General features: G+C 67.8%; 17 protein-coding genes. 12 read left to right on the top strand and 5 right to left on the bottom strand.

Annotation, left to right across the window (positions count from 1 at the left end; translation table 11 throughout):
• Positions 1–45 precede the first annotated feature (45 nt).
• The 3 genes from betA to betI are packed head-to-tail and all read right to left on the bottom strand — an operon-like array spanning position 46 to position 3855.
• Positions 46–1746 (bottom strand): choline dehydrogenase, encoded by a 1701-nt coding sequence (gene betA / locus DCN14_RS11965; RefSeq protein ID WP_096501869.1) that lies wholly within the window; start codon positions 1744–1746, stop codon positions 46–48.
• Between the two features lie 22 nt (positions 1747–1768).
• On the bottom strand, positions 1769–3238 hold the full coding sequence (gene betB / locus DCN14_RS11960; protein WP_096501867.1) for a betaine-aldehyde dehydrogenase: 1470 nt from the start codon (positions 3236–3238) through the stop codon (positions 1769–1771).
• A gap of 32 nt (positions 3239–3270) precedes the next feature.
• On the bottom strand, positions 3271–3855 hold the full coding sequence (betI, locus tag DCN14_RS11955; protein ID WP_096501865.1) for a transcriptional regulator BetI: 585 nt from the start codon (positions 3853–3855) through the stop codon (positions 3271–3273).
• A gap of 718 nt (positions 3856–4573) precedes the next feature.
• Here betI and DCN14_RS11950 point away from each other — a divergent pair.
• The 9 genes from DCN14_RS11950 (at position 4574) to DCN14_RS11905 (ending at position 15559) form a co-directional block, all read left to right on the top strand.
• Positions 4574–5473 (top strand): alpha/beta hydrolase, encoded by a 900-nt coding sequence (locus tag DCN14_RS11950; protein ID WP_096501863.1) that lies wholly within the window; start codon positions 4574–4576, stop codon positions 5471–5473.
• Positions 5474–5570: 97 nt separating this feature from the next.
• Positions 5571–6140, top strand: a complete 570-nt coding sequence (locus DCN14_RS11945) for an isoprenylcysteine carboxylmethyltransferase family protein (protein WP_096501861.1) — start codon at positions 5571–5573, stop codon at positions 6138–6140.
• Positions 6141–6157: 17 nt separating this feature from the next.
• A complete protein-coding gene (locus tag DCN14_RS11940) occupies positions 6158–7441 on the top strand; it encodes a nucleotide disphospho-sugar-binding domain-containing protein (protein ID WP_096501858.1) in 1284 nt (427 codons plus the stop codon).
• Entirely contained in the window at positions 7438–9039 is a 1602-nt protein-coding gene (locus DCN14_RS11935) for a DHA2 family efflux MFS transporter permease subunit (RefSeq protein WP_162826192.1), read from the top strand. The genes DCN14_RS11940 and DCN14_RS11935 overlap by 4 nt, the downstream gene beginning before the upstream one ends.
• Before the next feature lie 10 nt (positions 9040–9049).
• Complete coding sequence (locus tag DCN14_RS11930) at positions 9050–9988, top strand: glycosyltransferase family 2 protein (protein ID WP_096501856.1); 939 nt, start codon at positions 9050–9052, stop codon at positions 9986–9988.
• Positions 9989–9996: 8 nt separating this feature from the next.
• Positions 9997–11814 carry an efflux transporter outer membrane subunit gene (locus tag DCN14_RS11925; RefSeq protein WP_096501854.1) on the top strand — a complete coding sequence of 606 codons (1818 nt, stop codon included), beginning with the start codon at positions 9997–9999 and terminating at the stop codon, positions 11812–11814.
• Positions 11814–13004 (top strand): HlyD family efflux transporter periplasmic adaptor subunit, encoded by a 1191-nt coding sequence (locus DCN14_RS11920; RefSeq protein WP_096501852.1) that lies wholly within the window; start codon positions 11814–11816, stop codon positions 13002–13004. The genes DCN14_RS11925 and DCN14_RS11920 overlap by 1 nt, the downstream gene beginning before the upstream one ends.
• Before the next feature lie 251 nt (positions 13005–13255).
• Positions 13256–14452 (top strand): formaldehyde dehydrogenase, glutathione-independent, encoded by a 1197-nt coding sequence (gene fdhA / locus DCN14_RS11910; RefSeq protein WP_057927550.1) that lies wholly within the window; start codon positions 13256–13258, stop codon positions 14450–14452.
• A gap of 192 nt (positions 14453–14644) precedes the next feature.
• Positions 14645–15559, top strand: a complete 915-nt coding sequence (locus DCN14_RS11905; RefSeq protein ID WP_096501850.1) for a LysR substrate-binding domain-containing protein — start codon at positions 14645–14647, stop codon at positions 15557–15559.
• A 1-nt stretch (position 15560) separates the two neighbouring features.
• On the opposite strand, the gene DCN14_RS11900 is transcribed toward DCN14_RS11905, so the two are convergent.
• Both DCN14_RS11900 and DCN14_RS11895 read right to left on the bottom strand, forming a co-directional pair.
• Positions 15561–16448 (bottom strand): DMT family transporter, encoded by an 888-nt coding sequence (locus DCN14_RS11900; RefSeq protein WP_096501848.1) that lies wholly within the window; start codon positions 16446–16448, stop codon positions 15561–15563.
• 336 nt (positions 16449–16784) lie between these two features.
• Entirely contained in the window at positions 16785–17900 is a 1116-nt protein-coding gene (locus DCN14_RS11895) for a GlxA family transcriptional regulator (RefSeq protein WP_096501846.1), read from the bottom strand.
• 356 nt (positions 17901–18256) lie between these two features.
• Between DCN14_RS11895 and DCN14_RS11885 the strand changes: the two genes are divergently transcribed.
• From DCN14_RS11885 to DCN14_RS11875, 3 genes are all read left to right on the top strand, one after another.
• A complete protein-coding gene (locus DCN14_RS11885; RefSeq protein ID WP_096501844.1) occupies positions 18257–19531 on the top strand; it encodes a serine hydroxymethyltransferase in 1275 nt (424 codons plus the stop codon).
• A gap of 43 nt (positions 19532–19574) precedes the next feature.
• Positions 19575–20546: a dipeptidase gene (locus tag DCN14_RS11880; RefSeq protein WP_096501842.1), complete on the top strand. Its 972-nt coding sequence runs from the start codon at positions 19575–19577 to the stop codon at positions 20544–20546.
• Positions 20547–20683: 137 nt separating this feature from the next.
• Positions 20684–21217 carry a DUF5943 domain-containing protein gene (locus tag DCN14_RS11875; protein ID WP_096501840.1) on the top strand — a complete coding sequence of 178 codons (534 nt, stop codon included), beginning with the start codon at positions 20684–20686 and terminating at the stop codon, positions 21215–21217.
• Positions 21218–21260 lie beyond the last annotated feature (43 nt).

The following is a 21260-nucleotide window of genomic DNA, read 5'->3' as shown; positions in this document are numbered from 1 at the left end:
AGCCGTGGATGTTGCTGCTGCGCGCCGCGAAGGGCGCGCGTCCGGTTACACCGTCTCCGGCTGCCGCACCGCCTTCGCGACGTTCCTCGCCATCGCGCCGTTCGCGACGAAGTAGGGCACGTCCACGCGCGCGAGCGGCTTGCGGCCGCGGATCTTGTCCGCGATCTTCTCCGCGATCATGATCGTCGGCGCGTTCAGGTTGCCGGTCGTGATGATCGGCATGATCGACGCATCGACCACGCGCAACCCTTCCAGCCCGTGCACGCGGCCTTCTTCGTCGACCACGGCCATGTCGTCGTAACCCATCCTGCACGAGCACGACGGATGGAATGCGGTTTCCGCGCGGGCCCGCACGAACGCGTCCAGCTCCTGGTCGCTCTTGCAGTCGGCGCCCGGGTTCAGTTCGCGGCCGCGATAGCGGTCGAGCGCCGGCTGCCGCATGATTTCGCGCGTCGCGCGGATCGCATCGCGGAACTCGCGCCAGTCGAGCGCTTCGGCCATGTAGTTGAACAGGATGCTCGGATGATCGTTCGGATCGCGCGAGCGCAGCTTCACGCGGCCGCGGCTCGGCGAGCGCATCGAGCCGACGTGCGCCTGGAAGCCGTGCATCTCGATCGCGTTCGAGCCGTTGTAGTTGATCGCCACGGGCAGGAAGTGATACTGGATGTTCGGCCACAGATCGTCGTCGCGCGTGCGGATGAAACCGCCCGCCTCGAAGTGGTTGCTCGCGCCGAGGCCGGTGCCGTTCAGCATCCATTCGAGACCGATCTTCGGCTGGTTCCACCACTTGAGCGCCGGATACAGCGACACCGGTTCCTTGCACTCGTACTGGATGTACATCTCCAGGTGATCCTGCAGGTTCTGGCCGACGCCGGGCAGGTCGAGCACGATCGGGATGTCGAGTTCCTTCAGCCACGCGCCGGGGCCGACGCCCGAGCGCTGCAGCAATTGCGGTGATGCGATCGCGCCGCTGCACACGAGCACTTCGCGGCGCGCATGCGCGGTGGCGCGCTCGCTGCCGCGCAGGTACGTGACGCCCGATGCGCGCTTGCCGTCGAACAGGATGCGATCGGCGAGCGCGTGCGTGACGATCTCGAGGTTCGGCCGGACCTTCGCCTGGTCGAGGTAGCCGCGCGCGGTGCTCGCCCGGCGGCCCTTCGGCGTGACGGTGCGGTCCATCGGACCGAAGCCTTCCTGCTGATAGCCGTTCAGGTCGTCGGTGCGCGGATAGCCGGCCTGCACGCCCGCATCGACCATCGCCTCGAACAGCGGATTCACGCCCGGCTTGCTGGTCGTGACCGACACGGGGCCGTCGCCGCCGTGGTAGTCGTTCGGGCCGACGTCGCGCGTCTCGGCCTTCTTGAAGTACGGCAGGCAGTCGAGATACGTCCAGTTCTCGAGCCCCTTGTGCGTCGACCAGTTGTCGTAGTCGAGCGCGTTGCCGCGGATGTAGCACATCCCGTTGATCAGCGACGAGCCGCCGAGCCCCTTGCCGCGGCCGCACTCCATCCGGCGGTTGTCCATGTGCGGCTCGGGGTCGGTCTCGTAGGCCCAGTTGTAGCGACGGCCCTGCAGCGGATAGGCGAGCGCCGCCGGCATCTGCGTACGGAAGTCGAAGCGGTAGTCGGGGCCGCCCGCTTCGAGCAGCAGCACCGTGACATTCGGATCTTCCGTCAGGCGCGTCGCGAGCACGTTGCCCGCGGAACCGGCGCCGCAGATGATGTAGTCGTATTCGCGTGTCGTCATGACGGGGTATCTCCTCTCGTTCTCAAAACACCGGGTTGTAGCGGCCGAGCTCGACCTGCACCGACTTGATTCGAGTGTAGTGTTCGAGCGTCGTGATGCCGTTCTCGCGTCCGACGCCGGATTGCTTGTATCCGCCAACCGGCATCTCGGCCGGCGATTCGCCCCACGTGTTGATCCAGCAGATGCCGGCTTCGAGGCGGTGGATCGTGCGGTGCGCGCGCGACAGGTTCTCGGTCACGACGCCGGCCGCGAGGCCGTAGTGCGTGTCGTTCGCGCGGGCGATGACTTCGTCCTCCGATTCGAAATCGAGGATGCTCATCACCGGCCCGAAGATTTCTTCGCGGACGATCTTCATGTCGTCGCGGCAGTCGCCGAACACGGTCGGCGCGACGTACTGGCCGCTGCCGAAGTGGCCGTCGGTCAGGCGCGTGCCGCCGGCGAGCAGCTTCGCGCCTTCGGCCTTGCCGCTCTCGATGAAGCCGAGCACCTTGTCGAGCTGCGCGGCGGAGACGAGCGGGCCGAAGTTGGTGTCGGCATCGGTCGGCTTGCCGACGCGGATGCGCTTCACGCGTTCGAGCACCTTCTGCGTGAATGCGTCCTTGACCGAGCGGTGCACGAACACGCGCGTGCCGTTCGTGCAGACCTGGCCCGAGCTGAAGAAGTTGGCGGTCACGGCGATGTCGGCCGCACGATCGAGATCGGCATCGTCGAACACGATCAGCGGCGACTTGCCGCCGAGCTCCATCGTCACTTCCTTCAGCGACGAGGCGCCGGCGAGCGACATCACCTTCTTGCCGGTCTCGACGCCGCCGGTGAACGACACCTTCGCGATGTCCGGATGGCCGGTGAGCAGTGCGCCGACCGAGCCGTCGCCCTGCACGACGTTGAACACGCCGGCCGGCACGCCGGCTTCCGTATAGATCTCGGCGAGCTTGAGCGCGGTGAGCGGCGTGACTTCGCTCGGCTTGAACACCATCGCGTTGCCGGCCGCGAGCGCGGGCGCCGTCTTCCAGCACGCGATCTGGATCGGGTAGTTCCATGCGCCGATGCCCGCGCACACGCCGAGCGGTTCGCGACGCGTATAGACGAACGACTCGGCGCGTAGCGGCACCTGCAGCCCTTCGATCGCGGTCGCGAGGCCCGCGTAGTACTCGATCACGTCCGCGCCGGTGACGATGTCGACCGCGAGCGTTTCGCCGATCGGCTTGCCGGTGTCGCGCGTCTCGATCGCCGCGAGCGCGTCGTTGCGTTCGCGCAGCAGGTCGACCGCGCGGCGCAGGATGCGCGAGCGCTGCATGGCCGTCATCGCGGCCCATTCGCGCTGGCCTGCCTGCGCCGATGCGACCGCGCGGTCGACGTCGGCCGCGCTCGCCTGCTGCACCTGTGCGAGCAGTTCGCCGGTGGCGGGGTCGACGGTGTCGAAAGTCTTGCCGCTGGTGGCGTCGACGTAACCGCCGCCGATGTAGAGGCGCTGCAAACCGTATACGGACATGAGGATCTCCTTGAGGGCGAGTGCGTGACGCGTCAGTCGGACGCGAGCAGCAGGTCGATGTAATCGTGGGCGAGTTTCAATGCCGCCCGGGTGTCGATCGGGCCGCCGGCGAGCGCGCCGCGCAGCCACAGGCCGTCGATCAGCGCGGCGAGGCCGCTGGCGGCTTCGCGTGCCTTCGCACGCGGCAGCGTCTTCGCGAATTCGGCGCACAGGTTCGAATGGAGGCGCCGCGTGTTGACGTGCTGCAGGCGCTTGAGCATCGGGTCGTGCATGCTCTGCGACCAGAACGCGAGCCAGGTTTTCATCACGGGCGCGCTGACCTGCGTGTCGTCGAAGTTCGCGGCGACGACCGCGCGCAGCCGGGAGCGCGAGTCCTTGCGCGCGGCGACGCGGCGGCGCGTGGTGGCCGCCCACAGATCGCGCAGCACGTGCCGCATCGTGGCTTCGAGCAGGCCGTCCTTGTCGCCGAAGTAATGGCTGACGATGCCCGTGGAGATGTTCGCGCGCTGCGCGACCGATGCGAGCGTCGTGCCGGGCAGGCCGGCTTCGTCGATCGAGCGCAGCGTCGCGTCGATCAACTGTGCGCGACGAATCTCCCGCATTCCGACTTTCGGCATCGCGACTCCCTTCGCCCGGACGGGCCGTTCCTGGAAGTCGAAGCTTAGCGGTTTTTTATTGATCGTTCAATCAACAAAAAATCGGGGTCCGACGATGGATCGTCACGCCGGCGGGGTAGGGGAGTCCGCCCGGCGCAATTGTGCAGGTGCGGGAAAACCGTTTGAAAGCTGGTTAAATAAAATTAAGTTTGTTTAAAACGATTTCCGAAAAGGCGGCGTAATCGTTGCCAAGGTTTTCGGATTGTTTTTATTACATGCCGAAAGAATGTCGAGGTATGTGAGATTCGATGTGATCTGAGAATTCAAGCATCCGATGGCAATCCGGGTAATTTCCGGAAATTCGTTTCAATCGGGCGATTGAAATGCTGTAAGTCGTTGAATTATGACGATATATGTGAATTTCATGCCTGCTGAAAGAGGTTTGCGCAAACGATTGCGATCGCCTTTCAATCGACTCTGCCTACCATAAAAAACGCTAAAAAAATTCGAATCGGTCGTATTTCCCGCTGGAGTAGAGGGGATCGTTGAGATGACTTGAGTAAGTAATATTGGCCGTATTAGTATGGCGCCGCACTACAAGGAATGAATCGGCGCCGCGCGTCATTGTCGCGGTGCGTCGGCCATGCGCGCTCGGCGATCGCGCATGCGGCCGGCGCCAGCCATTGCGCACCTGCAGCATGCCGCGACGCCGAGACGCCGCATCCACCGGAGAACGACGATGCCGACCGAAAAACACGTGGTCCCGCTGCCGAATGGTCTGAAGGTCTACGTCGAACGGAACGTGTTCGATCCGTCCTTCGACACGGCGATGCTCGTCAACGGCGCGCTCGCGACCACCGCGTCGTTCGGGCAGACCGTCCAGTATCTCGGCGAGCGGATGAACACGATCTGCTTCGACCTCCCGTATGCGGGGCAGTCGCGCCAGCACAATCCCGGCTGCTTCATCCTGACGAAGGACGACGAGGCCGCGATCCTCCAGCATCTGGTCGAGCGCTTCGCACCCGCGTTCCTCGTGTCGGTGTCGTGGGGCGGGGTCGCGTCGCTGTTCGCGCTCGCGCGCGGCTGCCCGAGCGTGCGGCGCGCGGCGATCTGCTCGTTCTCGCCGTTCCTGAACGATGCGATGGTCGACTACGTGACCCGCGCACGCGACCACATCTCGGCCGGCGAGAACCTGAAGGCCGCGCAGTTGCTCAACGATACGGTCGGCCGCTACCTGCCGCGCATCATGAAGCTGTACAACTACCGGTATCTGACGCGCCTGCCGCGCGACGAGCAGGACCAGGTCGCCTTCCACGTCGACCAGATCCTGTCGCTGCAGCCGGAGCGCTATCTGAGCGAGTTCTCGAACATCGGCTGCGAGCTGCTGTTCCTGAACGGCGAGCGCGACGAGTACACGACGCCCGCCGACGTCCGCCAGCTTGCCGCACACGTGCCGCGCGCGCGCTTCACGACCATTCCCGATGCCGGCCACTTCCTCGACATCGAAGGCCGCGCGCAGCGCGAGACCACGCGGGCGGCGCTGCTCGACTTCTTCTGCGATGCGCCGCCGGCCGCCGCGGGCATCGCGCTCGGCGCCGCGCACGCATGCGTGTCCGCGCCGATGCCGGCGATGTCGTGACGCGGCACGTCGCGCATCGGGCACACCGGACGTATCCACGCCGGGCGTATCCACGCCGGACGTATCCAAATTCCTATCCATACGAGGCAGGCCAGCCGTGAATATCGTTCAGAGCATCGCCATCGTCGTTCCGTGGGCCATCTGGCTCGCCTACTGGATCGCGACGTCGCAGGGCGTAAAGACGACCGTGCGCAAGGAGGCGTCGCGTTCGCGCACGCTGCAGTCGATTCCGCTGATCGTCGGCGGCGCGCTGATCATCCTGCCCGATCCGTCGTGGCAGGCGCTCGTGCCCGACTGGCAGCGCTTCGGCCTGCTCGCGCAAGGCGGGCTCGCGGTGCTGGTCGCGGGGCTGCTGTTCTCGGTGTGGGCGCGGCTGCACCTCGGCACGAACTGGAGCGTGTCCGTCACGCTGAAGGAAAACCACGAACTCGTGCGCACCGGCCCGTACGGCCTCGTGCGCCATCCGATCTACACCGGCTGCCTGATCGCGCTGGTCGGCGCCGCGCTGATCGGCGGCGAATGGCGTGGCGCGCTCGGCGTCGTGCTCGTGTTCGCGTCGCTGGCGTACAAGGTGCGCGTCGAGGAGAGCTGGCTGACCGGCTATTTCGGGCCGGCGTATACGCAGTACCGCCGCGAGGTCGCGGCGCTGATCCCCGGCTTCTACTGATCCCCGCGAGGCGCGCGATGGCGAAGGTGATCGTGACCGCGATCGGCTCGGCGGGCGACGTGCATCCGCTGCTCGGCGTCGCGCGCACGCTCGCGATGCGCGGCCACGACGTCGTGTTCTGCACGCATCCGCCGTTCGAGGCCGCCGCGCGCCGCTTCGGCTTCGCGTTCGTGCCGGTCGGCACCGCGGCCGAGTATGACGCCGCGATGGCGAACCCGGCGCTGTGGGATCCGCGCACGTCGTTCCGCACGCTGTGGCAGGTGATCGCGCCCGTGGTGCGCCCGCATTACGACGCGCTGCGCGCGCTGACCGATCGCGACACCGTGCTGGTCGGCACGCTGTGGGCGTTTTCCGCGCGGCTGATGCAGGAGCTGCACGGCACGCCGTACGTGTCGGTGCAGGTGTCGCCGTCCACGCTGCTGTCCGCGCAGATGCCGCCGACGCACCCGCGCCTGACGATCCCCGCGCGCTGGCCGCTGCCCGTGAAATCGGCGCTGATGACGCTGATCGAGCGGCAGGTGCTCGACCGCGTGTGCGGCCCGGCGCTCAATGCGGTGCGCCGTGAACTGGGGCTGGCGCCCGCGCGGCGCGTGCTCGGCCGCTGGCTGCATTCGACGGACGGCGTGCTGTGCCTGTTTCCCGACTGGTTCGCGCCGGCGCAGCGCGACTGGCCGGCGCGTCTTCTGCAAAGCGGCTTTCCGCTGTTCAACGACGTCGCCACGCATGACGACGATCCCGCGCTCGATGCGTTTCTCGCGGCGGGCGAGCCGCCCGTCGTGTTCACGGCCGGCTCGACGCGGATCGATCACGCCGCGTATGCGCGCGCGGTGTCGGACGCGCTGCGTGCAACCGGCGCACGCGGCATTCTGCTGACGCCGCACGATGCGGCTACGGACGGCGAGCGGCTGCTGGTGCGCCGCTTCGTGCCGATGCGTACGCTGCTGCCGCGTTGCCGCGCGCTCGTGCATCACGGCGGGATCGGCACCGCGGCGCTCGCGTACGAAGCGGGGATCGTGCAGGTCGCGACGCCGTTCGCGCACGACCAGTTCGACAATGCGCAACGCGTTGCCGCGAGCGGCTGCGGGGTGCGCGTCGATGGCCCGGTCGACGGCGCGCGCCTCGCCGCGGCGCTCGCGCGCGTGCTCGCCGAGCCGGCCTTCGCCGAGCGGGCGGCCCGCGTGCGCGCGCAGGTCGCTGCCGCGCCGGACGGGTGCGAGACGGCCGCCGATTTCATCGAGCGCCTCGCGCCGAACCACGGACGCGTGCCTACACCGGCCGACGTCGCGGCGGCGGGCGCATGAGCACGGCGTCGCCGCTTCGGGACCCGCCCGCCGCCTTCGATGCGTCCGCACCCGTGTCCGCGCCGGCCGCGCCGGCCGCGCCGCCGGTGCGCGGCGCGCGGCTCGCGCTGCTGACGTTCGCGCTGTCGCTCGCGACCTTCATCGAAGTGCTCGACTCGACCGTGACGAACGTCGCGGTGCCGGCGATCTCCGGCAGCCTCGGCGTCTCGAACAGCCAGGGCACATGGGTGATCAGCTCGTATTCGGTCGCGGCCGCGATCGCGGTGCCGCTCACCGGCTGGCTGGCGCGCCGCGTCGGCGAGCTGCGGCTGTTCGTCGGCGCGGTGCTGCTGTTCACGCTGACGTCGCTGCTGTGCGGGTTGGCGCGCGACCTGCACGTGCTGGTGATCTGCCGCGCGCTGCAGGGGTTGTGCTCGGGGCCGATGGTGCCGCTGTCGCAGACGATCCTGCTGCGCACGTTCCCGCCGGACAAGCGCACCGTCGCGCTCGCGCTATGGGCGATGACTGTTCTGCTCGCGCCGATCTTCGGGCCGGTGGTCGGCGGCTGGATCGTCGACAGCTTCTCGTGGCCGTGGATCTTCCTGATCAATCTGCCGATCGGGCTGTTCTCGTTCGCGGTCTGCACGACGATGCTGCGCCCCGACGCGCAGCGCGGCGCGGCCGGCCCGATCGACGCGCCGGGCATCGTGCTGCTGGTGATCGGCGTCGGCTCGCTGCAGGCGATGCTCGACCTCGGCCACGACAAGGGCTGGTTCGGCTCGCCGCTGATCGTCACGCTCGCGGTGGTCGCGGGGCTCGCGATCGTGTCGCTGCTGATCTGGGAGGCGGGCGAGGCGCACCCGGTCGTCGACCTGAGCCTGTTTCGCGACCGCACGTTCTCGTTCTGCGTGCTGATCATCTCGCTCGGGATGATGAGCTTCTCGGTGGTCGGCGTCGTGTTTCCGCTGTGGATGCAGGCGGTGATGGGCTACAACGCGTTCCATGCGGGCCTGGCCACCGCGTCGCTCGGCGTGCTCGCGCTCGTGTTCTCGATTCTCGTCGGGCTGCACGCGCACCGCTTCGACGCACGCGTGCTCGCGACGTTCGGCTTCCTGGTGTTCGCGGCCGTGCTCGCGTGGGACGCGCATTTCACGCTGAAGATGACGTTCGCGCAGATCGCCGCGCCGGGGCTGATCCAGGGGATCGGGCTGCCGTGCTTCTTCATTCCGCTGACCGCCGCGACGCTGTCGCGCATTCCCGACGACCGGCTCGCGGCCGCGTCGAGCCTGTCGAACTTCCTGCGCACGCTGTCGGCCGCGTTCGGCACCGCGATGAGCGTGACGCTGTGGGACAACCGCGCGACTTACCACTACGACGTCGTGTCGCAATCGGTCACGCACGCATCGGCGAACACGCAGCGCTTCGTGCACACGCTGAACGCGATGGGCGTGGACGGCGTGCGCGAGCTGACGACGCTGCATCAGGTGGTGATGCAGCAGGCCTACATGATGGCGACGGGCGACATGTTCTGGATGGCGAGCATGACCTGTCTCGTGCTCGCCGCGATGATGTGGCTGACGCGGCCCAGGCGCGGCGCGGCCGCTTCGTTCGGACATTGAGGAAACCCGCATGACGACACTCGGCGCACTCGTGATCCTGTATCACCCGACCGACGCGCAACTCGCGGCGCTCGGCGCATGGCGGCATGCGTGCGACGCGCTGCTCGTCGTCGACAACACGCCGCAGCCCGATGCCCGTGCAAGCGCGCTGTGCGCGCGCGACGGCATCGCGCTGCTGCATCACGGCAACCGCGGCGGGATCGCCGGCGCGTACAACGCGGGGCTTGCCGCGCTGTTTCGCGGGAACGTCGATGCGGTCGCGCTGTTCGACCAGGATTCGTCGGTGCCGGCCGGCTATTTTTCGACGATGCGCGACGTCTGCGCGGGGCGCGCGGGCCGCGCGTTCCTGGCCGGCCCGCGCATCTTCGACGAGAACGCGCGCAGCTTCCTGCCCGAGCTCGCGACCGACGGGATCGCGTTGCGCCGGCTGCGGGTCGAAGCCGACGGGCCGCTGCAGCGCTGCGCGTTCCTGATCTCGTCCGGCTGCGTCGTGTCGCGTGCCGGGTTCGACGCGCTCGGCCGCTTCGACGAGACGCTGTTCATCGATCACGTCGACACCGAGTACAGCTTCCGCGCGCTCGCGCGCAACGTGCCGCTCTATGTCGTGCCGTCGCTGGTGCTGTCGCACCGGATCGGCGCGAAGCAGCGCCACGCGTTCGGCCCTTTCGAAATGACGTCGATGAATCACTCGTGGCAACGGCGCTACTACAGCGCACGCAATGCGGTGCAGCTCGGGATGCAGTACGGGCTGCGCTTTCCGGTGGCGATCGTGCCGAACCTGCTGACCGTGTGGCAGGTCGTGCAGATCGCGCTCGTCGAGCGCGACAAGCGCGACAAGCTCGCCGGCATCCTGTTGGGCATCGCGGACGGCCTGTTCGGCCGGCTCGGCCCGCTCGAGCGGACGCGGCCGCGTCTGGCCGCGCGCGCGCAGCGCGTCCAGCAGGGGTGAGGCGCGCGATGGAACGCATCACGAAAGCGGCCGCGCCGGCACGCGGCGGGCAGGGCGGCTGGACGATTTTGGCAGCGGCCGCGCTGCTCGCGCTCGGCGGCTGCGTGCCGTCGGGATTCCTGCCGTCGCTGTCGCTGCGCGCGCCGGCCGCCGATGCGCTGGCACACACGGCGGGCCCCGGCGCGAACGGCGCATGGCCCGCGCCCGACTGGGTGACGCAACTGCAGGATCCGCAGCTCGACGATCTGGTGGCGGAAGCGTCGCAGAACAATCCCGATCTGCAGGTTGCGCAGGCACGGCTGCGCGTGGCGCAGGCACAGCTGCGGCAGTTCGATTCGCTGACCGGGCTGACGGGCACCGCGGGCGCGACGGTCAGCCGCGCGCGGATGCCCAAGCCGGGCGACATCGCCGACGTGACGGCGGGCGGCTATCGCGTGCCGGTGGAGATCTTCGGCGATCCGGTCGTGTCGCCGGCGTCGGTGTTCGTCGGGTTGAACTACCAGCTCGACCTGTGGGGCAGGAACCGCGCGGCGACGAAGAGCCTGATGTCGCTGCGCGACGCGGCGGGCGTCGAGGCCGAGCAGGTGCGGCTCACGCTCGCGGTCGCGATCGTCACCGTGTATTGCCAGCTCGACCAGGCGTACGCGGTGCGCGACCTGCTGCAGCAGAAGCTGAAGATCAGCCAGCGCGTGACGGCCGTGCTGCGCGAGCGCACCGCGCGCGGTCTCGACAACGCGTACGACGCGAGCGACGCATCGATCAAGCGCAGCCGCCTGCTCGAACAGATCGCGATGAACGACGAGCAGATCAAGCTCGCGCAACTGCAGCTCGGCGTGCTGTCGGGCCGCGGCCCCGAGCGCGGGCTCGCGCTGCAGCGGCCGCGCGTCGGCGCGTTTCCGGGCGGCGCGCTGCCCGCGCGGCTGCCGGCCGATCTGCTCGGCCGCCGGCCGGACATCGTCGCCGCGCGGCTGCGTGTGGAGGCCGCGTTCGCGAATGCCGATTCGACGCGCGCGCAGTTCTATCCGGACGTGAACCTCGTCGCGCTCGGCGGCGTGTTCGCGCTGACGCCCGCGTCGATGTTCTCGCGCGACGCGCTCGCGGGTTCCGTCGGCCCCGCGATCTCGCTGCCGGTGTTCGATCGCGGCCGGCTGAAGGCGAAGCTCGGCGCGGACGTCGCGCAGGCCGACGTCGCGATCGGGCTGTACAACAAGACCGTCGACGACGCGCTCGGGCAAGTCGCGCAGATCGTCACGTCGCTGCAGACGTCGCGCACGCTCGTCGCACAGCAGCAGGAGGCGGTCGCGGCCGCGCTGAAGATCGTGCAGATCGCGGCCGACCGGCATCGGCGCGGCGTGTTGATGCAGAAGGACGTCGATGTCGCCGATCTGACGCTGATCGACGAGCGCGCGCAGCTGATCGCGTTGCAGGGGCGGCAGCGGACGTTGCACGTCGGCCTCGTCGGCGCGCTCGGCGGCGGGTTCGATGCGCGCGCAACGATGGCGGATGCAGCGGCGGTGGCGCTTGCGCCTGCGGCGCGTGCCGCGCACGGTGCGCGGATCAAGCGCGCCGTGGCGGCGAATGCCGCTGCGCGCAACGCGCCGGGTACGGCGGCGGAACCGGCGCGCACGGCGGCTATCGGTAACAGCACCGCACTGCCTGTTGCACGGCTCGACCCGCCGCCAGTCGTTCGAACGCCGCGCGCTGCGGTTGCCGAGACCGCGCGTGCGAATTCCGCGGCGCGCGGTACGGTCCCCGCCGTTTCCACCGACGCACCCGCGATCCCCCTGTTCCAGCATGACCGCCTGATCGTTACGCAAAGCGACTGATGCACCACGACAACCTTCATACCGCCGTACCGCCGGCCGCCAAGAACGACCCGGCACTCGACGCGCGCCGTGCGACACGCCGCAAGCGCTTCACGTTGTTCTTCGCGGTGGTGCTGCTGGCCGCGCTCGTCTGGATCGCGTTCTGGCTGTTGCGCGACCGTTACTACGAGGACACCGACGACGCGTACGTCGCCGGCAGCATCGTGCAGGTCGCCGCGCAGACGCCCGGCGCCGTGACCGACGTGCTGGTCGCCGATACGCAGGCCGTGCGCGCCGGGCAGACGCTCGTGCGGCTCGATGATACGGAAGCCGCCGTCGCGTTCGCGCAGGCGAAGGCGCAGCTCGTGCAGGCCGTGCGGCAGGTCGCGAACGCGAAGATCTCGAACACGATGTACGTGGAGGCCGTGAACGCGCGCCAGGCCGATCTGTCGCTCGCGCAGCGCGCGCTGGCCGCGCGCTCGGGCGCATCGGTCGAGATCGTCGCGCCGGAGGAACTGGCGCGCGCCCGCGCGGCGGTCGCCGGTGCGCAGGCGAACCTCGCGGCCGCGCGGGCGCAGCTCGAAGCCGCGCGCGCGCTCGGCAGCAAGCTGCCCGTCGACGAGAGCCCGGCCGTCGTGCAGGCGGCCGCGCAGTTCAGGCTCGCGTACCGGAACCTGAAGCGCACGACGATCGTCGCGCCGGTCGACGGCACGATCGGCCAGCGTTCGGTGCAGGTCGGCCAGCAGGTCGGGCCCGGCGTGCCGCTGATGTCGATCGTGCAGTTGAACCGGCTGTGGGTCGAGGCGAACTTCAAGGAAGGGCAGATCCGGCACATGCGCGTCGGCCAGCCGGTCGACGTGGTGTCCGACCTGTACGGGTCGCGCATCGTCTATCGCGGCCGCGTACAGGGCTTCTCGGCCGGCACCGGCAGCGCGTTCTCGATGCTGCCGTCGCAGAACGCGGCCGGCAACTGGATCAAGGTCGTGCAGCGCGTGCCGGTCGTGATCGCGCTCGATCCCCGCGACCTGGCCGCGCATCCGCTGCGCGTCGGGCTGTCGATGCGCGCGACGGTCGACACGCGCAACCGCGACGGGCACGCGCTCGACAGCGAGCCGCCGACGCCGCCCGTCAGCACGCGCGTGCACGACGGCGTCGCGCGCGACGCGGACGCGGCGGCGGCCGTCATCATCCGCGAAAATCAGGGCGGGTAACGCGGGCCGAACCTGCGGGCCGCACCCGCGCACCGGGCCCGGGCGGCGGGCGGTGCGTGCCGCGTTGCGGGCCTTCGTCCGTTTCCCGACCCGACTTTCGTCTTTCCGCCATCGATGTCGGCGCCGATCAAACGCATGTCGCGTTTGAGACATCGACGCCCCTGCCTCCGGGACTACTCTCGAACAGCACGTTGCGTGTGCGCCGCATCGGCGCGCAGCGGCGCCATCCAACGAGACATGGAGACAATACGATGAGCAGCAATCGAGGTGTCGTCTATCTTGGGCCGGGCAAGGTCGAAGTCCAGAAAATCGATTATCCGAAGATGGTCGATCCGACCGGCCGCGCGATCGGTCACGGCGTGATCCTGAAGGTCGTCAGCACGAACATCTGCGGCTCCGACCAGCACATGGTGCGCGGCCGCACGACCGCACCGGTCGGTCTCGTGCTCGGTCACGAGATCACGGGCGAAGTGGTCGAGGTGGGCCCCGACGTCGAGACGCTGAGGATCGGCGATCTGGTGTCGGTGCCGTTCAACGTCGCGTGCGGCCGCTGCGCGATGTGCAAGGACACGCATACGGGCGTGTGCCTGAACGTGAACCCGTCGCGTGCCGGTGGCGCTTACGGCTACGTCGACATGGGCGGCTGGATCGGCGGCCAGGCCGAGTACGTGCTCGTGCCGTACGCCGACTTCAACCTGCTGAAATTCCCGGACCGCGACCAGGCGATGGCGAAGATTCGCGATCTGACCTGCCTGTCCGACATTCTGCCGACCGGTTATCACGGCGCGGTGAGCGCGGGCGTGAAGCCGGGCTCGACGGTCTACATCGCGGGCGCGGGCCCGGTCGGGATGGCGGCGGCCGCGTCGGCGCGCCTGCTCGGCGCGGCGGTGACGATCGTCGGCGACATGAACGAGGAACGCCTCGCGCATGCGCGCGCGATGGGCTTCGAGACGGTCGACCTGTCGAAGGACGCGTCGCTCGGCGAGCAGATCGAGCAGATCCTCGGCGTGCCGGAGATCGACTGCGCGGTCGACTGCGTCGGCTTCGAGGCGCACGGCCACGGTTCGTCGGGCCACTCGGAGGAAGCGCCCGCGACGGTGCTGAACTCGCTGATGGAAATCACGCGTCCGGCCGGCGCGATCGGCATCCCGGGCCTGTACGTGACGGACGATCCGGGCGCGAAGGACAAGGCCGCGCAGCACGGCAGCCTCAGCATCCGCTTCGGCCTCGGCTGGGCGAAGTCGCACTCGTTCTTCACGGGTCAGACGCCGGTGCTGAAGTACAACCGCAACCTGATGCAGGCCATTCTGTTCGACCGTCTGCCGATTGCGAAGATCGTCAACGTCGAAGTGATCTCGCTCGATCAGGCGCCGGAAGGCTACAAGAAGTTCGACGGCGGCGCGCCGCGCAAATTCGTGATCGATCCGCACGGTTTGCTGGCGGCCTGACGTACGGGCAGGGGGCGTGAAGCGGGCGGTGCCGGAGACGGCACCGCCCGTTTTTGCTGTGGCGCGACGCGCATTGTCACCGCAGCAGCCGTGGACGACGGCGGCGAACACCGATCGTTGCGGCCGGGCGTTTGCTGCGATAATCATCGCCCGATCCCGACCCTCTGTCGCCGTCCGGCGGCGACCATACGGATGGCCAAGTCACTCCCTCTCGCCGCGCTGCACACGTTCGTCGAAGTGGCGCGATGCGGCAGCATGAAGCAGGCGGCCGACCTGCTGTGCCTTTCGCCGGGCGCGGTCAGCCAGCACGTTCGCAATCTCGAGGACCGGCTCGCGGTACGGCTGTTCGAGCGCACCGGCCGCGAGCTCGAGCTGACCGGCACCGGCCGCGCGCTGTTCGACCAGCTGGCCGGCGGGTTCAACGAGATCGAAGCCGCGTGGGCGAACGTTCATGGCGCGAACCGGCGCGTCGTGCGGCTCGCCGTGACGACCACCGCGTCGTTCGCGAACACGTGGCTCGTGCAGCGCCTCGGCTCGTTCAACGCCGAATACCCCGAAATCGAAATCACCGTCGAGACCCGCGCGCAACTGGTCGACCTGCGGCGCGACTACGTCGACGTCGCGATCCGCCACGGGCTGGGCCGTTATCCGGGGCACGCGGCGTTTCGCATCTGGACGCCCGAGATGTGGCCCGTCTGCAGCCCGCACCTGCTCGATGCGGGCCGCCCGATCCACACGCCGGCCGATTGCCTGGCGTATCCGCTGCTGCAGGATGCCGATCGCGCCGACTGGTCGCTGTGGCTGCGCACGCAGGGGATCGAGGATGCGCGGACGCCGCGCGGCGCGAGCTTCAGCGAGGACGCGTTACTGATCAAGGCGGCCGTTGCCGGGCAGGGCATCGCGCTGGTCCGCGACATCTATGCACGCGACGAAGTCGCGGCGGGGCGGCTGGTGCGCGTGCTGACGCAGCCCTGGCCGACCGAGCTGTCCTATTACGTCGTTTGCAGCGAAGCGCGTCGGCACGAGTGGAAGATCGCCGCGTTTCGCGACTGGCTCGCGCGCGAGATCGGCGAGCCCGACGACGAGTCGCGCGGCCTGTTGGCGTGATCTATTGACGTGACCCGCGCACGACGCCTGTCGTGAGCCCCTTGATCTTGCCGGTCGCGAGCGCCGTGCCGAGCAGGATGATCGCGCAGCCGACGATCGTCTGTACGGTAATCGTCTCGTGCAGGAAGATCGCGCCCCACACGACGCCGAAGATCGGGATCAGGAACGTGACCGACGCCGCGTATTGCGCGCCGGCGTTGCGGATCAGCCCGAAATACAGCAGGTAGGCGACGGCCGTGCAGATCGCGCCGAGCAGCACCACGGCGATCCATGCGGACGCGGGAACCGGCGCGTGCGGCCACATCGGCACCGCCAGCGGCACGAGCACGATCGCCGCAAACAGCTGGCTGCCGAACGCCGACACGAACGGCCTGACGTTCGCCAGTTTGCGCTTCGAGTAATGCGCGGCGAATCCGTACGACAGCGTCGCGAGCATCGCGGCCGCGATCGCGCGCGGGGCGCCGGGCGTGCCGGCGCCGATCGCGGAGCCGGCCAGCACGACGACGCCGGCGAAGCCGACCGCGAGGCCGATCGCCTGCGGCTTCGTCAGCGGCGCGCGCAGCCACACGTACGCGACGAGCGCGGTCCACAACGGGGTCGTGGCGTTCAGGATCGAATCGGTGCCGGCGGAGACGAACAGCGCCGCATAGGTCAGCAGGCAGAACGGCAGCGCCGAATTGGCGATGCCGACGACGAACAGCGCCGCCGCGTGCGCGCGGAATTCGCGTCGTGCATCGGCGCTGCGCAGCGCCGGCAGCAGCAGCACGGCGGCGATCGCCACACGCAGTGCGATCAGCGGGACGGCGCCGAACGACGGCGCGCCCATGCGCATGAACAGAAACGACGCGCCCCAGATGGCAGCCAGGGTCACGAGCTGTAGTGCATTCATCGACGAACTCCGTTCAATGGGTCGGGCAAACCCATTGAACGTCACGCGTGCGTCGCGATGCAAACCCGGTTTTGTGAGGGCCGGTTTAGAAAAATGAATCGGCGCGGGTGGACGCCGCGGCTCGCCGCCGATGACGCGTATGCGCACTCACGCGGCGTGCGGTTACGTGACGCTGCCGAACCTGAACGCGCAGGGGGCGTTACGTGCGGGATGCCCGGCAAGAAGTGCGCGACACGGCGGGGGATTCGCTCAACGAAATGCAGGTGTGGGGATCGTAAGCACAATTGAAAAGCGGCCTTCATGAAGGCCGCTTTCCGTTATCGCGCCACCCACGCTTCACGCATGAATCACATGCGCCGGAAACGCCGCCCCCGTGCCGGACGCACCCGATGCGAGCGGGGCGACCTGCTTGCGACGTTCGCGCGTCGGCGCAACGCCGAACGCATCGCGATAGCTCTTGCTGAAGTGGCATGCCGACTGGAATCCGCATGCCATCGTGATGTGCATGATCGACATGTCGGTCTGCAGCAGCAGTTCGCGCGCGCGGCGCAGCCGCAGCGTCAGGTAATAGTGCGTGGGCGTCATCCCGAGATGCTCGCGGAACAGCCGCTGCAACTGACGCTGCGACATGTTCGCCAGCCGCGCGAGTTCCTCGCGCGACAGCGGCTCCTCGATGTTGTTCTCCATCAGCGAGATCACTTCGAACAGCGACTTGTTCGCCGAACCCAGACGCGCGACGAGCGGCATCCGTTGTTGCGCGCTCGTGTCGCGCACGTGTTCGACGATGAACTGCTCGGCGATCTGCGTGACGCGCGCGGTGCCCACGCGCGCGGCGATCAGGTTCAGCATCATGTCGAGCGGCGCGACGCCGCCCGTGCACGTGATGCGGTCGCGATCGACCACGAACAGTTCCTTCAGGAAGCGCGTGTCCGGAAACTCTTCCTTCAGCGCCGACATGTTTTCCCAGTGGATCGCGCACGCATAGCCCGCGAGCAGCCCCGACTTCGCAAGCGCGTAGGTGCCCGTGCACAGGCTGCCGAGCGGCAGGCCCTGGCGCGCGAAACGGCGCAGGGTCGACAGATGGGCGGGCGTCGTCGCGCGCTGCACGTCCACGCCGCCGCACACGAAGACGATATCCGGCTGCCCCACGCATTCGGCCGGTCCCGTGTCGACCGTGAGACCGTTGCTCGCCGTCACCGGGCCGCCGTCCGGGCTGATCACCGACCATCGGTAGAGCGGCTGTCCGCTCAGGTAGTTCGCCATCCGAAGCACCTCGATCGCATTGGTGAACGCGATCATCGTGAAGTTCGGTAAGGGCATGAACGCGAAGTGAGACAGCGACGCTGTGCGGTCGGGGGACATGGGGAGCGTTCCTTGAATCTCTAATAGCTTTTGGCCCGAGGCACGGATCGGGCTGCCGTATTGTGTGAGCGAGCGCAACAAGCGTGCCATACGGCTAAACCCTAGCTCCATACGTTGTATGGGCGTAAGCCCGATGCTGCGCTGCACCGTAACCGGGCTGCGCTGCACCCGGGACGAGCGGGGCAGGCACCGACGAAGTGCCTGTCCATAGGTGAACCGCGAGGGTCGGTTCACCGGGTCATCCGGAAAAGCACGAGCGGTCACTTGTACAAAACGGACGTGCATGGCGGAAAAGGCAAAGAACGCGTCTAAATTCATCAATCCGCCGAAAATCCGAACGACAAGAATAGAGCCGTCGGCAGCCTTGCTCTGGAAGCGCTGGAAACCCAGGTACGGCGGGCCTCGAGCTTCGGTTTTCCGCCCTTTATTCTTGTCACGGACGCACTATGTCGAACACCCAGCCTTTCTTCTCGCAGCCCCTTGCCGAGCGTGACGCGCCGGTGCGCAGCGCCATCCTCAAGGAGCTCGAGCGCCAGCAGTCGCAAGTCGAGCTGATCGCGTCGGAAAACATCGTGTCGCGCGCGGTGCTGGAAGCGCAGGGTTCGGTGCTGACCAACAAATATGCGGAAGGCTATCCGGGCAAGCGTTACTACGGCGGCTGCGAATTCGCGGACGAAGTCGAGGCGCTGGCGATCGAGCGCGTGAAGCAGATCTTCAACGCCGGCTACGCGAACGTGCAGCCGCACTCGGGCGCGCAGGCGAACGGCTCGGTGATGCTCGCGCTGGCCAAGCCGGGCGACACGGTGCTCGGCATGTCGCTGGACGCCGGCGGCCACCTGACGCACGGCGCGAAGCCGGCGCTGTCGGGCAAGTGGTTCAACGCGGTTCAGTACGGCGTGAACCGCGACACGATGCGCATCGACTACGACCAGGTTGAAGAACTGGCGCACCAGCACAAGCCGAATCTGATCATCGCCGGCTTCTCGGCGTATCCGCGCGCACTGGACTTCGCTCGTTTTCGCGCGATCGCCGACAGCGTCGGCGCGAAGCTGATGGTCGACATGGCGCACATCGCGGGCGTGATCGCCGCCGGCCGCCATGCGAACCCGGTCGAGCACGCGCACGTCGTCACGTCCACCACGCACAAGACGCTGCGCGGCCCGCGCGGCGGCTTCGTGCTGACCAACGACGAAGAGATTGCGAAGAAGATCAACTCGGCCGTGTTCCCCGGCCTGCAGGGCGGCCCGCTGATGCACGTGATCGCCGGCAAGGCCGTCGCGTTCGGCGAAGTGCTGCATGCGGACTTCAAGACCTACATCGACAGCGTGCTCGCGAACGCGCAGGCGCTCGGCGAAGTGCTGAAGGCGGGCGGCGTGGATCTCGTCACCGGCGGCACCGACAACCACCTGCTGCTGGTCGACCTGCGCCCGAAGGGCCTGAAGGGCGCGCCGGTCGAGCAGGCGCTGGAGCGTGCGGGCATCACCTGCAACAAGAACGGCATTCCGTTCGACACCGAGAAGCCGACCGTCACGTCGGGCATCCGCCTCGGCACGCCGGCCGGTACGACGCGCGGCTTCGGCGTCGCGGAGTTCCGCGAGATCGGCCGCCTGATTCTCGACGTGTTCGACGCGCTGCGCGCGAACCCGGAAGGCGACCACGCGACCGAACAGCGCGTGCGCCGAGAGATTTTCGCGCTTTGCGAGCGCTTCCCGATTTACTGATCGACGACCCCCACAAATACAGCGACTGGAGCGAGAGGCAGATATGAGCACGCTGCATCAGGACAGCATCATCATCGACGGACTGAACATTTCGAAGTTCGAGAAGCCGGTGTTCGAAGACATGCGCAAGGGTGGCATCACGGCCGCGAACTGCACGGTGTCGGTGTGGGAGAACTTCACCAAGACCGTCGACAACATCGGCGTGATGAAGAAGAAGATCCGCGACAACGGCGAACTGCTGACGCTGGTGCGCACGACGGACGACATCTTCCGCGCGAAGAAGGAAGGCAAGACCGGCGTCATCCTCGGCTTCCAGAACGCGCATGCGTTCGAGGACAACCTCGGCTACATCGAGGCGTTCGCCGACATGGGCGTGCGCGTCGTGCAGCTTTGCTACAACACGCAGAACCTGGTCGGCACGGGCTGCTACGAGCGCGACGGCGGCCTGTCGGATTTCGGCCGCGAAGTGATCACCGAGATGAACCGCGTCGGCATCATGGTCGACCTGTCGCACGTGGGCGGCAACACGTCGTCGGAGGCGATCGCGTTCTCGAAGAAGCCGGTGTGCTACTCGCACTGTTTGCCGTCGGGCCTGAAGGAACATCCGCGCAACAAGAGCGACGCCCAGCTGAAGGAAATCGCCGACGCCGGCGGCTTCGTCGGCGTGACGATGTTCGCGCCGTTCCTGAAGCGCGGGATCGAAGCGAACATCGACGACTACATCGAGGCGATCGACTACGTCGTGAACCTGATCGGCGAAGACGCGGTCGGCATCGGCACGGACTTCACGCAGGATTTCGCGAAGGAATTCTTCGACATGCTGACGCATGACAAGGGCCGCTATCGCCAGCTGACGAACTTCGGCAAGGTGATCAACCCGGAAGGCATCCGCACGATCGGCGATTTTCCGAACCTGACCGCGGCGATGGAACGCCACGGCTGGAAGGCGTCGCGTATCCGCAAGATCATGGGCGATAACTGGGTGCGCGTGTTCAAGGACGTGTGGGGCGCCTAAGCGCCCGCCGAGCCGAACCGCCGCCCGCATTCAACACGAGAAAAATCGGGACGTGCCCGCGCTTGCCGCGCGGGCACGCGGACGATGTCGCGCCTGCGCCCGAGCCGCGCGGCCACTTTCCTCACGGAGCTACAACGATGCAACCGCAACTGCCGATCAACGTCGATCCCGATACCGGCGTCTGGACCACCGACGCGCTGCCGATGCTGTACGTGCCGCGTCACTTCTTCACGAACAACCACGTGGCCGTCGAGGAAGCGCTCGGCGTCGAAGCGTATGCCGAGATCCTCTACAAGGCCGGCTACAAGTCCGCGTATCACTGGTGCGACAAGGAAGCGAAGCAGCACGGCCTGACCGGCATGGCCGTGTTCGAGCACTACCTGAAGCGCCTGTCGCAACGCGGCTGGGGCCTGTTCTCGATCATCGAAGCCGATCCGGCCAGCGCGCATGCCCGGATCGAGCTGCGCCACTCGTCGTTCGTGCTCCAGCAGCCGGGCAAGGAAGGCAAGCTCTGCTACATGTTCGCGGGCTGGTTCGCCGGCGCGATGGACTGGGTCAACGACACGACGCCGGAAGGCAAGGGCGCGCCGCGCTCGCAATCGAAGGAAGTGCAGTGTGCGGCCGAGCACCACGATCACTGCGTCTTCGAAGTGTCGCCGATCGCGCACTGATGCGCTGACGCCACGACACAGCAACACAACAACACCCGCAACA

The sequence above is a fragment of the Burkholderia sp. IDO3 genome (assembly GCF_003366075.1).
Lineage (GTDB): Bacteria > Pseudomonadota > Gammaproteobacteria > Burkholderiales > Burkholderiaceae > Burkholderia > Burkholderia anthina.
Note: the sequence above shows the minus strand (reverse complement) of the source record. Positions and strands in the feature narration are given on the sequence as shown.